The organism is Novosphingobium sp. ZW T3_23, assembly GCF_044987305.1.
Lineage (GTDB): Bacteria > Pseudomonadota > Alphaproteobacteria > Sphingomonadales > Sphingomonadaceae > Novosphingobium.
The window spans coordinates 88,940-104,163 of sequence record NZ_JBJDRF010000012.1 but is presented as its reverse complement, the minus strand read 5'-3'; the positions used below and the strand labels follow the sequence as shown (position 1 = coordinate 104,163).

General features: G+C 59.2%; 15 protein-coding genes and 2 pseudogenes. 7 read left to right on the top strand and 10 right to left on the bottom strand.

Features of this window, described 5'->3' with window-relative positions; genetic code table 11:
- The 3 genes from ACI3K3_RS09420 to rnk form a co-directional block, all read right to left on the bottom strand.
- Positions 1-784: hypothetical protein (locus ACI3K3_RS09420; protein ID WP_404913328.1), on the bottom strand; the 784-nt coding region annotated here is incomplete at its 3' end.
- Positions 785-1,200: 416 nt separating this feature from the next.
- The gene (locus ACI3K3_RS09415; protein ID WP_404913327.1) at positions 1,201-1,485 is read right to left on the bottom strand and encodes an Lrp/AsnC ligand binding domain-containing protein; all 285 of its coding nucleotides are present in this window, start codon (positions 1,483-1,485) and stop codon (positions 1,201-1,203) included.
- Positions 1,482-1,931: a nucleoside diphosphate kinase regulator gene (gene rnk / locus ACI3K3_RS09410; protein WP_404913326.1), complete on the bottom strand. Its 450-nt coding sequence runs from the start codon at positions 1,929-1,931 to the stop codon at positions 1,482-1,484. Before rnk ends, ACI3K3_RS09415 begins: the two co-directional genes overlap by 4 nt.
- Before the next feature lie 216 nt (positions 1,932-2,147).
- Here rnk and ACI3K3_RS09405 point away from each other — a divergent pair, with 216 nt between their 5' ends.
- Both ACI3K3_RS09405 and ACI3K3_RS09400 read left to right on the top strand, forming a co-directional pair.
- Positions 2,148-3,194 (top strand): rod shape-determining protein, encoded by a 1,047-nt coding sequence (locus tag ACI3K3_RS09405; RefSeq protein WP_404913325.1) that lies wholly within the window; start codon positions 2,148-2,150, stop codon positions 3,192-3,194.
- 349 nt (positions 3,195-3,543) lie between these two features.
- On the top strand, positions 3,544-3,918 hold the full coding sequence (locus tag ACI3K3_RS09400; protein ID WP_404913324.1) for a nuclear transport factor 2 family protein: 375 nt from the start codon (positions 3,544-3,546) through the stop codon (positions 3,916-3,918).
- A gap of 226 nt (positions 3,919-4,144) precedes the next feature.
- Here the strand turns inward: ACI3K3_RS09400 and ACI3K3_RS09395 are convergent, their stop codons facing one another.
- Positions 4,145-5,155, bottom strand: a complete 1,011-nt coding sequence (locus ACI3K3_RS09395) for an MBL fold metallo-hydrolase (RefSeq protein ID WP_404913323.1) — start codon at positions 5,153-5,155, stop codon at positions 4,145-4,147.
- On the bottom strand, positions 5,152-5,907 hold the full coding sequence (locus tag ACI3K3_RS09390) for an SDR family oxidoreductase (RefSeq protein WP_404913322.1): 756 nt from the start codon (positions 5,905-5,907) through the stop codon (positions 5,152-5,154). The genes ACI3K3_RS09395 and ACI3K3_RS09390 overlap by 4 nt, the downstream gene beginning before the upstream one ends.
- Before the next feature lie 133 nt (positions 5,908-6,040).
- Between ACI3K3_RS09390 and ACI3K3_RS09385 the strand changes: the two genes are divergently transcribed.
- The gene (locus ACI3K3_RS09385) at positions 6,041-6,616 is read left to right on the top strand and encodes a TetR/AcrR family transcriptional regulator (RefSeq protein ID WP_404913321.1); all 576 of its coding nucleotides are present in this window, start codon (positions 6,041-6,043) and stop codon (positions 6,614-6,616) included.
- A 235-nt stretch (positions 6,617-6,851) separates the two neighbouring features.
- Here the strand turns inward: ACI3K3_RS09385 and ACI3K3_RS09380 are convergent, their stop codons facing one another.
- Both ACI3K3_RS09380 and ACI3K3_RS09375 read right to left on the bottom strand, forming a co-directional pair.
- Positions 6,852-7,745, bottom strand: coding sequence for a hypothetical protein (locus tag ACI3K3_RS09380; RefSeq protein ID WP_404913320.1), 894 nt, complete (start codon positions 7,743-7,745; stop codon positions 6,852-6,854).
- A gap of 758 nt (positions 7,746-8,503) precedes the next feature.
- Positions 8,504-8,719, bottom strand: coding sequence for a cold-shock protein (locus ACI3K3_RS09375; RefSeq protein ID WP_404913319.1), 216 nt, complete (start codon positions 8,717-8,719; stop codon positions 8,504-8,506).
- A gap of 383 nt (positions 8,720-9,102) precedes the next feature.
- Between ACI3K3_RS09375 and ACI3K3_RS09370 the strand changes: the two are divergent.
- From ACI3K3_RS09370 to ACI3K3_RS09360, 3 genes and pseudogenes are all read left to right on the top strand, one after another.
- Positions 9,103-10,507 (top strand): annotated as a pseudogene (locus tag ACI3K3_RS09370) (IS30 family transposase).
- Between the two features lie 641 nt (positions 10,508-11,148).
- Complete coding sequence (locus ACI3K3_RS09365) at positions 11,149-11,394, top strand: hypothetical protein (protein ID WP_404913318.1); 246 nt, start codon at positions 11,149-11,151, stop codon at positions 11,392-11,394.
- Between the two features lie 268 nt (positions 11,395-11,662).
- A complete protein-coding gene (locus ACI3K3_RS09360; protein ID WP_404913317.1) occupies positions 11,663-11,896 on the top strand; it encodes a hypothetical protein in 234 nt (77 codons plus the stop codon).
- Positions 11,897-12,076: 180 nt separating this feature from the next.
- Here the strand turns inward: ACI3K3_RS09360 and ACI3K3_RS09355 are convergent.
- From ACI3K3_RS09355 to ACI3K3_RS09345, 3 genes and pseudogenes are all read right to left on the bottom strand, one after another.
- Positions 12,077-12,718 (bottom strand): annotated as a pseudogene (locus ACI3K3_RS09355) (hypothetical protein).
- 51 nt (positions 12,719-12,769) lie between these two features.
- A complete protein-coding gene (locus ACI3K3_RS09350) occupies positions 12,770-12,913 on the bottom strand; it encodes a hypothetical protein (protein WP_404913316.1) in 144 nt (47 codons plus the stop codon).
- Positions 12,914-13,154: 241 nt separating this feature from the next.
- Positions 13,155-14,189 carry a MucR family transcriptional regulator gene (locus ACI3K3_RS09345; protein ID WP_404913315.1) on the bottom strand — a complete coding sequence of 345 codons (1,035 nt, stop codon included), beginning with the start codon at positions 14,187-14,189 and terminating at the stop codon, positions 13,155-13,157.
- Between the two features lie 553 nt (positions 14,190-14,742).
- Between ACI3K3_RS09345 and ACI3K3_RS09340 the strand changes: the two genes are divergently transcribed.
- Positions 14,743-15,222: a DUF736 domain-containing protein gene (locus tag ACI3K3_RS09340; RefSeq protein ID WP_404913314.1), complete on the top strand. Its 480-nt coding sequence runs from the start codon at positions 14,743-14,745 to the stop codon at positions 15,220-15,222.
- The last annotated feature ends 2 nt before the right edge of the window (positions 15,223-15,224 follow it).

The window sequence follows — 15,224 nt, the reverse complement described above, 5'->3', positions numbered from 1 at the left end:
GCGTTCCCATCACGGCGCGTGCGTAGATTGCCTCTGCAATTGCGCTTCGGCCCAGTGTCTCGGTCGTCAGTTGCAACAACAAGAGCGAAACCAGGCCAAGCCACCACGCCGGATGGACGCGGCCGTAGCGCAGCTTGTCCCGGACGATGCCCGCTACGGGAAAAGCGATCATGCCAATGAAGACTGCAGTCAGCATCGAGTACATAAGCAGGGGCGCGGGTAGCAGCCGTCCGAAAGATGGACCCATGATCGCTGCCATGCCGCATATTATCAGGCGTGGATGCCATTCGCGATCGCGCCGCTTGACCACGGCCCCAATCAAAAGCGTCGCGAACAGTATCACGCTTAACGGGTTCATCAATACAAATTGCGCGGGTAAGAAGAAGAACGGCACCGCAGCTTTTTGGGCGCTCCATATCGTGGACATGGTGCCGACGATGACCATCGCCAAAGCCCAGCCTACCGCCAGCCAGCCCAATTTGCGATGAAGGGTCAGTGATCCCGCCGCTCCAAGCGAGACCTGAGACACGAACAGCAAAACCCACCCCATGAACAATATCGCGTGAACATGTACCGCAACGGGCGCCTGGAACGACGATATGCCCATGATTGCAAAGAACGAAAAAGCGCCTACGTTTATCAGCGCCATAACGATCGCCGTGATTACAAAGAACCGCGCGTCTGGTGCAAATACTGATCTTTGCGTAGTGGTCAACGCCATCTCAAACGTCCTGAGGTTCGCTTGGCTGATGGAATGTGATACAGCAGTCATCGCGGTCTTCATAGCTCATCAAAGGGATGAGAAAAGCATTGATATCGACGGTAACGCAGAGCTGTACCGGCCTCATGCGCGAGATACTTCTATTACCCATAGTTTGTCATTGTTGGATTTTTGAAGGGACTATCCCGGACAGTCAGTCTGTGCGGTTTGATCCTTGACGCTGCGTCTTTTTCCGCATTCCACTTTTGCTAGAATCTCGATGGAGAGGCAGGCCGTCGAACTGAAAATTCAAAATCGCCAAGTAAACTGACACAAACGGGTGCTTTCATCCGGACGTCCGACGCCTTGGATTGGGACAGAGCAGCCGCTATCCTCGAAAATCATACAGCCAGCTTCTGGCCCATTTGCTGCCGTAGCAGCCTCAGAGACTTCTGCTTGAAACAGCATATGCTGGGTGTCGAGGGAGCGAATGAGGCATATCAAGCGTGCTCTAACAAGACGTCGCGCAAAACGAAGGTGGCGGTCATGCGCTTCACGCCCGGCAACCGTTCTACTAAAGCACACCGAAGAAGCTCGAAACTCTCCGGGCTGGGCACCTGAATCCGCAGGCGATAGGACATGTCTTGGCTCACGAACAGGCATTCGCGGACCCCGGGACAGCTTCGCACGGCCTCCTCGAAACGTGCGTGACAGTCATAGGCCTCATGGTGCAGGCACACGTCCACGAGCACGTCGATCATGCCACCGGCGGCCGGCACTGTCATGATGCAGCCCCTAGAATAGGTTCCGTATCAGCAGCTTGCTCCGAACTTGCTGCGGTCACTCTGACGACTGCAAGCTCGCGATCGCGACCACTGCGATCCGGCCAGGAAATGACTTGTCCTTGCTGCAACCCGATCAGGCCAACCCCGACGGGCGTGAGGATCGATATTCGATGTGCAGCGATGTCCGCTTCGCCCGGATAAACCAGTTGCAGGGTGCGAGATGAACCGTTTGCCGCGTCAAGGAATTCGACGTGGCAATTCATGGAAACGGTGCTGGGGGGAAGCGTTCCGGCGTCGTGCAGTGTCGCGCGCGCCAACTCCGCAAGGAGGAGTTCAGCGACGGCCGGATGGCGATGCTCGGCCGCCAGCGCCAGATTGGTGAGAGTATCGGCCTCATCGACGATGAGGTGTATCGGCGGCCGTTCGACCGTTATCCTGGTATTCATGGTGCTGGCTATCCGCAAGAGAGTGGTCGCTGCACAAGGCAGCGGACGTTTTCTTGACATCCCCGGGCCAGGTGCGCGATGCACCGAACCCGGGGCTAGTTGCCTGCGAGAAGCTGTCCCCCGTGATGGGCGAACCGGATATGACGACGTGGTCCGTGCATAGACGCAGCAGCATGCCTTGCTTACGGCGGCGCGTCAAATTGGGTAAGCTTGCCTTTGCGCCGGGATGATGAAGACAATCTTCAGCCGGAATGTTACAGAGCGGGCATGATGTCCTTGTTCTCCTCGAAAAAGCCTGAGTTTGCTATTGATTTCGGCACGGCGAATGTTCGCGTCGTTCATCGCTCCGAGGGCATCCTGTTCGATGAGCCGTCACTTTGCTGCTTCACAGGCCCATTCGGCGCGGAGCAACTTCTCGCCGCTGGAAAGACTGCCTGGGCGATGCTGGACCGAACGCCGAGCCACATGCGGATCAAGCACCCGCTTCGCCGCGGCGTCCTTCAGGATATCGATGCCGCTACGCACATGTTGCGCTACGCGCTTCGCAGTTCGATGGGGCGAACGCGTCTGGGTGGCACGCGCGTCCTGATCGGAGTACCTGCGGACGCTACCCAGGCAGAACGCGCGGCCCTGCTGACTGCAACGAGTGACGCGGGAATCGGCGCCGTCCGGCTTGTGCCCGAGCCTCTGGCGGCGGCGGTCGGCGCCGAGCTTCCCATTGAGCGTCCTGCCGGTACCATGATTGTCGAATGCGGTGCAGGGACGAGCGAAGTAGCCGTCATCTCATTGGGCGGTATTTGCCGGACGCGCTCGGTTCGTGTCGGCGGCGCATCGCTGTCTCGCGCCATCGCTGACGACCTTCACCTGCGGCACAAATTGCTCATCGGCGATCTCACCGCAGAGCGCGTCATGGAAGAGTACAGCGAGGTCAAGCAAAACGCGGACCGTTCGGCATCCATTGAGGTGAAGGGCCGCAGTCTGCTCACCCAAATGCCAGCGGCGCTCTCGCTTTCCAGTACGGAGCTCGATCTCGTCGCGGAAAAGCATTTCCGCGTCATCATTGACGCTGTGCGTCAACTTCTCAGCGAAACCCCGCCGGAGCTTAGCCATGACATTCTCGTCGACGGCATCGTTCTGACCGGCGGTGGCGCACTTTCCCCCCTGCTGGGATCGCTTATGTCCCAAGAAACCGGTCTGGCGGTGCGTATAGCCGTCGACACGCGCGACTGCGTAGTCAAAGGCCTACAAGCTATGCTCCATTAAGATTGGCTTTAGCGGACTGGCGCCTCATAATATTCTTTGAAGACTGTCTGACAGATTTGAACCATGTATTCGGCTTTTCTGAAGCTGACGACCACGTTATGGGACATAACTGCCGATTGCCGCCGCCGCTGAGACGACCGGTTATGCTGAAACCGGCCATTTTTTAACGAGCGAAAAGAACTGCGACGAAGACTAGCCGATTTCGAAATCTCAACTTACGGGCTGGAAGGACCAGATCGCTGCCCGTCGGTGCAGGTCTTCAATCCTGACATGGCAACGTTGCGAAACTTCAGATCTTGACGCATTGATCGCCGCCCGTTCGAGCTGGGCGGTGGAAAGGAGATTTACGTTGGAGATCGATGGTCAATCTAGGGAGAACACGGAAGTCGTAAGCCGGCAACTCGAAGCTTATAATGCACGCGACATTGATAAATTTATGTCTTTCTGGGCAAGCGATGCGGAGGTCTTTGCATGGCCCTCAGAGACAATCGCTAAAGGCTGGGACCAGATCCGGGCCCGTCACATCGATCGGTTCAAGGAACCCGACCTATTCGCTCACCTCATCACGCGCGTTGCCGTCGGCGGCATGGTCGTGGATCGGGAAATTGTCACGCGTAACTTTCCAGAGGGTCGAGCGAAGCTCGACGTCATCGGCATCTATGAAGTTGAGAAAGGTATGATTAGGCGGGCTTGGTTCAAGCAAGGCCTTCCTGTCTTCGGATGATGATCTGCGCTCAGGTATTTCCGCTTTCCTCCCATCCGCGAATTCGCTTCGCCGGGGAGCGCGTGGGCCAGCGTACCTGCCCGGCTTTTGCCGCCCCTTCAGACGACCAGTATCGGCTTAGGCCGCCACTGCGGCATACGAATTGGAATGGCGTAAGCTGGTCGCGAATTGCCGGAAATACACGATCCGCAATGCAGGGTCGGAATATTTAACGTTCGACCTCAGGTCATTCGAATTCAATCGTTTCGGCGGGTCGCATCGCGAGAAACGTACCAACTTCCAGGCCACGCGTTTGCATACCGGCGGCAAGGCGCAGCGCTGGGTCGTCTTTCGCTTCGTCGGTAAGTTTGAACGTGCCCCAATGAATGCCAACAGCCGCCCGAGCCTCCAGGTCCAGCATGATCTGAATGGCATCGTCAGGGTCGGTGTGCTGCGCCGCCATGAACCAGCGCGGTTCATAGGCCCCGATGGGTAGCAGGGCGACATCGACCGGCCCGAACCGCAGGCGCAGATCCCGGAAGATCGCGCCCGTGCCATAGCCGGTGTCTCCGGCAAAATAGATCAGCCGATCGGCTGACCGCAGCATGAAGCCACCCCAGAGCGCCATGCGACGGTCCCGGGGGCCGCGGGATGACCAGTGCAGGGCCGGTACGATATTTACCTCCGTGCCGGGCGCGATTTCGAAGCGGTCGAACCAGTCCCCCGATTTGACGCGGGCGCCCGGAATGTGGCGATGGATGATGCTGTCATTGCCCAGCGGCGTGATGATCGGCGCGCCGTGGCGAGCCTGCAGGTCCCTCAAGGTTGCTATGTCGAGATGGTCGTAATGATTGTGCGACAAGAGGACGGCATCGATGGGCGGCAGGTCATCCATCCTTATGCCGGGCGCGGTCACGCGGCGTGGCCCGGCGAAAGCCAAAGGGCTCGCGCGGTCCGACCAGACCGGATCGGTGAGGATGTTGAACCCGGCAGTCTGGATCAGCAGCGAGGCATGGCCGACCATGGTGATCCGCAACCCGGGCACCCGCTCCTCCGGCACGACGGGGGAAACCGGCACGGATGTCGGCCATCTGACCTTAGCCGCGGTGCGATACCAGCGCATGATATCGCCGAGCGACCGATCCGTCTCCGGTTCTCCCGCAGGATTCAGGAAACGATGCCCGTCAAAGTGGGGGGAGACCGGCCCGGCATAATAGCGGTTTTTCAATGGCACCGGCCTCCGGCCCCAGAAGCTCACGCCTCCTTTGCCCAAGCGATGGCGTCAGGTCCAGCCGGCAGCACGGCCGGGCAATCCGGATCGTTCCCTGCGCGGAACACCGCATCCGCAACATCCTGGCCTACCGTCACCGTACCATCGGCTGCTTCCATCATCGCGGCCAGTGTCTGCTGCGCATAATCAGCGTAGGCTTCCGGAAAGCCGCCATCCTCCATGATCCGGCTCCGCGCCGTATCGCCAAAGCTGGTCGACGGCGCCATGCCGGGCATGACGATCCGGACGCTGATGCCAAACGGCGAGAGCTCGTGTGCGGCGGATTCGGTAAGGGCGTTCAGGGCCGCCTTGCTGGCGCGGTAGACGGAAAGCAAAGGCAAGGGCTTGTAGAGCGAGCTGGAACTAACGTTCACGATCACGCCCGAGCGCCGCGCACGCATTTCCGGCAGTACGGCCTGCATCATCGCAATCGTGCCGAACAGGTTGGTCTCGAAGAGATCGCGCACCGTTTCCAGAGGCGTGCCTTCCAGCGCGTTCAGCCAACCCGCGCCGGCATTGTTAACCAGAACGTCGATCGGCCCGGCCTCGGCGATCGCAGCCGCGATGCTGTCCGCATCCGTGACGTCTAGTGGCAGGACGCGCAAGTGGTCGGATGTAGGCAAGGTGCTGGCGGCAGGGTCGCGCATGGTGGCGAAGACGCGCCAACCGTGATCGAGGAAATGGAGGGCCGTATCGCGACCGAAGCCAGTGGAGCAGCCGGTGATGAGGACGGTCTTCATCGTAAATTCCTTGCAGGGAAGCGTGGGAACCCCCTAGATATGAAGGGTTCTTCAGTTTTGGTATTCGCATATGACTCGTCCGTCGCCTGCCTTGCTCAAACCCCGCAAAGCGCCGCAACAGGCGCGATCCGCCGTGACGATCGAGGCGATTCACGTGGCGACCATTCAGGTTTTGCTGGCCGGCGGAGTGGGACGCCTTACCACCACCCGCGTGGCGGAGCGGGCGGGTGTCTCGGTAGGGACAATGTACCAATATTATCCGCACAAGCAGGCGTTGCTTTTTGCGCTGGTGGAGCGCCAGTTCGATCTCATCGAGACGGCCATGCGGGATGCAGCTACGCGGTTAATGGGATGCGACCTCAAAGCGATCGCGAATGGATTGGCCACTGCCTGGCTTGACGCGAAAATGGCGGACATGGTCGTGTCCCGCGCCATTTACGGCATCGCCGCCGAATTCGACCTGTCTGAACTCATGAGCCGCGCGGCGCGCTGCATGACGGAGGCGATCGACGCGCTCCTTGCCAGCGCCGAAGATGCGCGCTTCGCCGACCGTTCGTCCGTCGCCTTCATGCTCGCGGCGCTGCTGGGCGGTTCGGTGCGCGTCGTCATGGAGGCGGAGCCTTCGGAAGAGAATTTCGCTCGCCTGCGCCGCGAACTGCCTCAAGCCTGCCACGCCTATCTCGCAGCCGCTAATCTAGCCACAACCTAATAAGTTGACCTTGCACACCCCTGAACCGCGAAATGTGTCAGAATGGCTGAGCCAGCCTCAGAATAAAGGTGATGCGCAGGCAGTTGCTGCTCTGCGAGATCGAGTTTCCCGGATGGCTGGTCCACGGAATAGCCGCCGTTCGCGCTTGTGCGGCACGACGGCAATTGCTGGTCGGAAGCTGCTGGAGCGTCCGCAGTTTATCGGGAGTAGCCCAACTTCCGATAGCTGTCATTTCTTAACTAAATATAGAATCCCATACTTTTGACAGAGCTTTTGCCAACGACTTGCCCGCTGACCCTGCGATAGCACCTACTACTGCGCCGGCAGGTCCGCCAGCTACACCACCAGACACGCCGCCGGCCACTGCACCTTTAGCATCGGCTTTGATCACATCTTTCGTATCTTGATTTCCTTCCCTCGCAATCGCCGTTCCCTGTATTCCCGCGCCAAGGATTTCGTAAAAGGGATTGTCAGGAGAGTAGATTGAAGATCGGCCCGACCGGAGAATGGCGATTGCGGTTCCCAGGCCGGTCGACAATCCTTCAATCTGATCATTGGTTTTGTCGCTCATCAGACCAGATAGCAATTTGTCGAGATCATCAGCGCCGTCGCACGCATCAATCTGGCGCTCGATCCCCGCCAATACTTGCTTTGTTTTTGCATTCAAGGTCACGTCTCCGCCTCGACCTTGCATGTGCTTCAATACATTCAAGGATGATCGCCGGGCACGCTCGTCCAGGGATGGAAGTCGAGCCAATGCGCCGATCAAGGCTTCCTCGGATATCTCCTTGCCAGCTCTCCGATCAGCGGAGAAAATCCGCGTAAGCGCAAGCGCGTGCGTCATACCCGCTTCGACGATTATGTTATGATCTTCGAAACTGATTTCTGGAGCTTCGCCATGTTGTGCGGCACTGAACCAATCAGGATTCCAGTCAGAAAAAATCATGCCCCATATGCCAATCGGAAGCCTGCCAAAGCTGAAGGGCCCTTTCGGGCTAGTTCGCGCAAGCGTCCGTAACGCAAGAGCTTGGATCTCGGTGTCAAGATCTTTAGCGATCTCCAATGGAAGCTCGACTTCGCCGAAATCGACCACGAATCTGGATCCGCGGCGTTGAACGAGATTAGCCATCTAATCCTCCATACATCCACAGGCCTTTTATTCGGGTCGGCTCACACAACTTCTGTAATTACGAGTGAGCAAACTTTGCAGGCCTGCAATCCGTTTTGGGCGAACCACCTGCATTGTGATCTGATCCCACATTTTGGGGTGTGCAAGCTTGCTTGCTCCGCCAAATGCACCAGCATTGCGTCGCTAACGCCGCATCGGGAATTGGAAAAATGAACGCATTTGGCTTCAATGCACGTCGCTGCAAACCGAAAATGCCGGCCTTTGGCTTCCGACATTTCAGTAGCATCAACAAAATCTCGATCAATCGGCCAAGGTTTCCCTAAGTAGTCAACGATCCCATTTCCGCCGACTACGCCTATCAGGCTTGATCCATTCTGGGATCGAGCACTTGGGCAAATTAATTGATCGGATGACATACTCTATCTCCGCACTGACGGATCGAGTCTTTATCAAATATAACTATCAATATGATAGTCTTTCTCGATAAACCACCTAATGGTTGTATACAACCTAGCCATTTGGCGTAATCAATTTGGCTTAGCTCTATTGGATATGCCTCTCGCTTTCCGCCTGGAACGCGCGTCTGTGTAAGGCTGGCTCATCATATCGGATTGGGCCCGGCGTTGGTGTTCAAGGCCAATAAGGGTCCCCAGGCGAGTGCGCAGCAATGAACGGGCGGGTTCGATCAACCGGATCGAGCACCCAGCAATAAGGCCCCGTTCCGTTATTCCGAAATCTTCACCTAGGATCGCGCGCCCTTACGACCGCGCGGAGCGAAACAAGTTTACAGCAGAAACTTTGCCGTTGCGGGCGACAAGTAGGTCGTATCCGATCGCTTGCCCAGCCTCGAGATTCCAAATTCCCGAAGAGATCACCGCCGCTATGTGTACGAAGCAATCCGCCCCGCCATTTTCAGCCGCGATGAAGCCGTACCCTTTCCGCGCGTTGAAAAACACAACCTTGCCTAACGGCATCCGCCCCGTCCCCTCGAAATGAAAAATCTCTTTACACTGCGCAAGCGAGTCAACGATTGCACAAGTGAACACATCAGCGCCGGGTTAAAGGTACGTCGCAAAGGGGGACAGGTTTCCGGGACGAGATGTCGATTTTCGCTGTAAAGTGCGGCGCGCCGCTACGGGAGAGTTCGTGGATAGCGCTAGCTGCGTCACGCATACGCGTCTTGAATTCGCTATGCCCGGAATGGTGGTGCCCCGCCGGTTCCTGGTCGGATTGATTGGAAGATGGCAGCAATTACCGCGAGCGTCAGGTTCAGGATTTAGCCGACGTCGCCGAATTGGTCCGGGAATGGCGGCGGATTCAACCGGTCGTCGCAGCGCTTCAAAAGGTGAGGCAGGCGATGGATATCAAGAAGCGACGTTCAGATCGGTGCACGCGATCGCAACTGCGGTCGCCTGGCAGGCCACCGGTTGCCCAGCGGCATGAGCGTGCGATGTTCTGGGAGTATGTTGCTGCCGGAATGAGCCGAGGTAGCAGCGGCCAAAGCTGGATTGTCACAACCGGTTGGAAGCCGTTAGTTTCGGGAGGCAGGCGGTATGTCACCAGCGGAGTTCAGGCGTTCGGCTAAGCCCTTGTCGGGCAGGTATTTGTCACTGACGAAACGAGAAGAAATCGCGTTGCTACTGGTCCAGGGGCATAGCGTGTGTGAGATCGCGCGCCGGCTCGGTAGAGCAGCCTCGACGGTTTCCCGCGAGATCCGGCGCAACGCGGCGACCCGTATTGGCAATTTCGAATATCGTGCGACGACAGCTCAGTGGCATGCCGAACGCGCAGCGCGCCGACCGAAGGTCGCTAAGCTCGCGGCCCACGACACTCTACGGTGCTGGGTCGAAGACCGTTTGAGCGGGGCAGTTGCCAAGCCCGGAGATAAGCCTGTCACCGGACCCACGGTCTCCTGGAAGGGGCGGCGACATGGGCCGCGGCGGAACCGGCGCTGGTCAAAGGCATGGAGTCCGGAACAGATTGCCAGGCGTCTGCCCATCGACTTTCCGGATGACCACAGCATTCGCATCAGTCACGAAGCCATATATCAGGCGCTGTTCGTACAAGGCCGCGGGGCCCTGCGCCGTGATCTTACCGCACGTCTGCGTAGCGGACGTGCTCTACGTGTGCCTCGAGCGCGTGTTGGCCAGCGCGGCAAAGGCTTCGTGTCACCTGAGATCATGATCAGCGAGCGTCCTGCTGAAGCCGACGAGGGGGCCGTACCGGGTCACTGGGAAGGCGACCTTATCCTCGGGATCGGCAGCTCGGCGATCGGCGCGCTGGTAGAACGCACCGCACGCTTCACGATGTTACTGCACCTGCTGCGCATGGAAGGCTACGGTGCTGCCCCCGGGGATCAAGAACGGACCAGCGCTGGCCGGACACGGTGCCGAGGCGGTGCGGGATGCCATCTCCCGCACCATCACCACCTTCCCCCGAGAGCTGCGACGATCGCTCACTTGGGATCAGGGCGCGGAGATGGTTCAGCATGCTCGCTTGAAACTCGACGCCGGCGTGCAGGTCTACTTCTGCGACCCGCAAAGCCCGTGGCAACGCGGCTCCAACGAGAATACCAACGGGCTATTGCGCCAGTACTTTCCCAAAGGCACCGACCGCAGCATGCATAGCGCACCGATCTGTCCCTATATAGCCAGGCCAAGCTAAGTGCCGTTGCCAAGCAACTCAACGAAAGACCAAGGAAATCGCTCGAATACCAAACCCCCGCCGAGCGGTTTCAAGCTTGTGTTGCCGCCACCCATTGAACCCACCGGCGCTCACGGTATGTCCGGATTTAGTCGCGAGCGGGTGGTATGCGGGCGATTATGGTTGCCAGACGAACTTGTCGCGGCTGCGAAGTGATCGTCGATAAAGTTCATTCGGTATCATCGGCTCGTTAGGCTGCGTCCACCGAGCGTACCCCTCACGGGTCCACACCATCCGCAATTCGTCATCGAATTCACCGTTCAGGCCGGCCCCATCGCAAGGGCCTCCAACCAATTTTATCCGGCTCAAACTAAATCCTCCGCATCCGAAAAAGCTGATTATGAGAACCAAGTGCAATAGCGGCGCGAAGGTTTCAATGGCTGAGATGGAGCGGGCCGGGGAAGGCCGGTTTCGGATTAAAAATCGTGCAAAGCCGAGATCTGCAAGGTTCTGGCGGGAGCGGACACCCAGAGGGCCAGCTCGGAAAGGCTTAAGTTGGTCGACAGCTACGACGTCTATCGTGTCGCAAAAGCCATGTCTTCCGATTGGTTAGGCCGGAATCGTGTTGTCGATAAAGCCGGGATAACCGGTGGATAACGGGCGCGTGATGGTTAGCACCGAGACTGCGCCGCCATTAGAAGCACGCGCTCGCTCGAGCCCGGACCCGCCCTCGTTTTCGGTCACGATCCTGTCACGCCGAATGACCGGGGTCGAACTGGCTGCAGCTTGCAAGAACCAGCAGTTGACCGAAGTCGAGCTTGGCAAAGCGATCGGATATCGGGATCCGGCTCGTTCGGTACGCCGCCTTGAGGCATCGGTCGCGGTCAATTCGCGGGCGCTCAATATGATCAAGGTGACTTTCGGCGCGGTCGACCAGGACAATGTGCGGGAACGCGGGTCGCGCCGGCGCGTGCCCCATCCTGACCAACTTTCTTTCGCCTTCTGATCGAGACCCGTAGCCTCACGGTTTGTGGGTTCGAGGAGTACCCATGCGCCCCTTCCTCTCCTGAGGCTAAGCATCGCTGGTCGCTTGGTTGATCTGGAGTTGCCCTCTGGTAAGCGGAATTTTAGATTACTCGGGGCATATCGCGTGACGTTGACGCCGCCATTTCGGATGGATCGGTGGAATTGTCGCGAATTTGACGCAGCACAATGCTATGTGCCCCTGTCGCTGTCAGGTCGGCAAACCGACCGAGGCGACTGGAGGAGTTTGAATGAGCATCTACACGCTGAAGTTCCCGGACGACGGGAACGCGGGCGCGCTGCGCCTGGACTTCGATGCAGAAGACGCCGCTGAAGCCCTGGTCAGTGCCCACCGGCAGGCAGGTGGCCTTCGCTCAGGGGGGGCCGCAGAACTGTGGCAGGGCGCTCGTAAACTGTGCACGATCCGCCGCGCACCGAACAGCAGTGACGAAGCGCGCCGATCTACCAGGTTTCAGACGACCTGAGGCCTGAATGAAATGCGGTAGCCCAAAGCACGACCCTGCAAATCCTTGGATCATCGCTTCTGACTGGCGATTGCCGCCGATCATGTGCTCGTGATCTGCTGCGGCGCTCGCATCTGGTGGCGGATCAAGCACTTCTTCCGGGAGGTACGGCGAGCCGGCCCATGACCCCTACCTTGCGGTTTACTCACAGTCGGGGCTTGAGGCTTCTCCTCGACCATTGTTGCCCGTAATTTCTTGGGAGCGATGATCACGCGCATCTTCAGGTTGCCGCCGTGTCTTTCGAGATCGCGCTCGGTGCTGGCGGGATTGCCTATCCTCCCTCTTCGGGTCGTAGACGAAACAGACGAGGGTCTGGCAATCGGAATCGCGCTCGTCGCGCGCGCGATCGATGATCAATTCCTCGCCGAGATCCTCTGCTTTCATCGAGGCCCGTGTTTTCTTGACTTCGATGACGATCTGCTTGTCCTTCAGTAAGAATTCGACCAGCTAGGGCGCACCGGGTTGGCTTGGCGAATATTCCTCGGGCCGGACATCGCCGAAGTGCAGGCCAAGGATCATGTGCAGGAGATCCTGTACGTCATATTCGTCATTGATAGTGAGCGCGCCGCGATCTCCATGCCGGTTCTGCAGCTGGCAGGCGGCGGTGTGAAAGCGCAGGCAGAGCTTTTCGATCGGGGCCAACCGATCGGGCGCGTTTTCCGCCGCATCATCGCCGAGGCTACACTCTTCGATCTCGCAAACCACCGGATCCAGCACCGCCGCGGCATGTTCCAGACCACTGCGATACGCTTTCGCGAACTCCCGGTCAGGCGTGTCGGTCATGAACATGGCCGCCGAGTATCCGACCCTTTTGAAATCGTGGAGGTTTCGGGTCTAAGCACCAAACATGCGTTCGATCGCGATCTCGGTATCACGCTTCCACTTGGTGAAGTCGGGGCTCGACGCGCTGACACCCAGCAGAGCAGTTGTGGCAGCCCGCTGACGCTGCACGATAGTGATCGACTGTTCCTTTTCCATTCTGCCTGCTCCCACAGCCGAAAGGGCTGGGCCAGCCAAAGTTGCTTTTGAACAAAACCTTTTAGCTGGTGAACAGGCCATTCCTGACAAAGATGCCCGATTGGGGCCCAGTGGGCAATGGTCGGTTCTTGTCTTTGGCGGTCGTGCCGAGCGGTCTATGGTGCCGTCACCGGTAGGACAAATCCGCAGCAGCGCTTCCCCAGAGCTGCCGCGAACCTGTCCGTACCGTAGATCAGGAGTTTCAGCCGCCGGTTGCGGGCGCCACCTCGTTCACTGCTACAGAGGCAGTGCCGGTTTCGGGCTCTGCCTTCCCTGCCGTTTTTGCCTTGGAAGCGGCCTTGGCCGACTTCACCGAGTTCGGCTTGGACTTGGGAGCCACTTTGGCAGCGGCCGACTTACCCGGGGCAGTCTTCGCAGCGGCTTTCTTGGCAGGCGCTGCAGCGTTTGCCGTCTGAGCAGTAGCAGCGCTGGTCTCTGCCGAAGGCAAAGCAATGCCAAGCGTCTTGCGGGCCTTGGGCGCGGGGGCCGGGGCCGCTGCGGTGCTCGGCTGTGCGGTTTCGGTGGTCTTGGGACGCGCCATGCGGCGCGCGGGCGTCTTGGCGGGGGCCTTTTGCTTTTCCGCAGCCGGTGCAGCCGCCTGTGCTTTGGCTGCAGCAGTCTTGCCAGGGGCCGCCTCGACAGTCGGCGTCGTCGTGGCAGCCGGGACAGGGGGCGTCTTTGCTGGCGCCTTTGCCGGTGCCGCCTTGGGCTTGGTTACCTTTGTCGTCTTTGCTGTCTTCCCGGCGCCCGAGGAAGCAGAGGTGTCGGCCTTGGCGGCGACTTTAACTGCGCCGGCCTTGGGTGCCGGAGTCTTCGCTGCGGGTGCCGTCTCCGGCGCGGCAGTACGACCGCCGAGGCCGCTCGCCTTGGCAAACGCGCGGCGCTTGTCGGAATAGCTGGGCGCGACCAGCGGGTAATCCGCAGGCAGCTTGTAGCGCGCGCGGTACTCCTCCGGGCTGAGGCCGTTGTTGGAGAGATGGCGCTTCAGGGCCTTATAGGGCTTGCCGTCGATCAGGCTGAGGATGTGATCTCGCGAGGCCAGGCTCTCTTCGATCGATACTGCAGGGCTATATTCGTTCTGCGTTTCCGCTTTCGCAGTGACGTCCCCGGCTAGCGCTGCGCGGGTGGTTTCTATCAGTGCAGCGAGGTTGTCACTGGGCACCGGATTGTTGGCGACATAAGCGCTCAGCAATTCTACGGTAAGGCGTGCCAGTTCTGGCTGCTCGGTCTCGGCCATGAAGAATTTCCCTTTCTTGGGGAGGATAGAAGGGCGCTTGTCGGCCTTGTGGCCGGTCATGTAAAGTCCAATGTTAAACTCGGTACCGTTGCCCCGGACTTTATCTCAGGTCTGCGGAGCAGGCGATCAACGGAGCGCTAATCTGCCTTCTTTGTCGAAGACTTTCACTAGTGGACAGTTGTGGATCCGGGAACATCCTCCGGATCAGATATGTGTCCGTCCTTCATCCTGTGTTCGCGGTGCCGCTCCCGCCTGGCGGCGTCCTGAAGGACGGCAAAGAGTGTTCGAAGCCATTTACTGTAGAAGTACTGGCACCCATGTTCATCCCGATCGCCAGGGAAGGGCGGTGTGGCGGATACCCTCTGCCGCGTGTCCCGCGCTCTATCTACGCGATGCGTCCCGCATCGCTAGCTCGGGAGGAATGGGGCGCGGGAATTGGCCTCGCACGCTAGCCGGGAAGAACCCGGCGAGGTCGGGAATGGGAGAAGAGGGGGACCTTTGAAGGTGTCGCTTCGGGATTTTCCGAAAGCGGCAGTGTCAAAGGAGAAGTCAGATGAACATTGGTGAATTCCAGCTCCGCAACGGTCGTCTCATGGGTTCGATCGCGACCCGGACCATTGATCTGCCCCACCTCGGTTTGCGGCCGATCGAAAGCGAGAACGATCGCGCCCCGATCTACGAGATCGTCGCGCTCAATGTCGGTAATCGCTGGGTCCAGATCGGGGCGCTTTGGGAGGCCGTCGCCCGCAATACCACGGGGGAAGCCTTCCTCCAGGGCTCGATCGACGATCCCAGCCTTCCCGAACCGCTCCCGATCGCGCTCTTCGGCACCGAGCAGGAAGGCCTGCGCGTCGCATGGCGTCGGCCCCAGCGCCGCGACGACTTCGGGTCCGCGACACGGACCGGTCGGCGCGATTATGAGGGTGGAAGCGAGGGCAGCGCCGGAGGCGGTTTCGGTGACAGCACGGCGGATGGCGATGGTTCGCTCTCGGGCAGCCTCGGCGAGGAACTCGACGACGAGATCGCCTTCTGAGC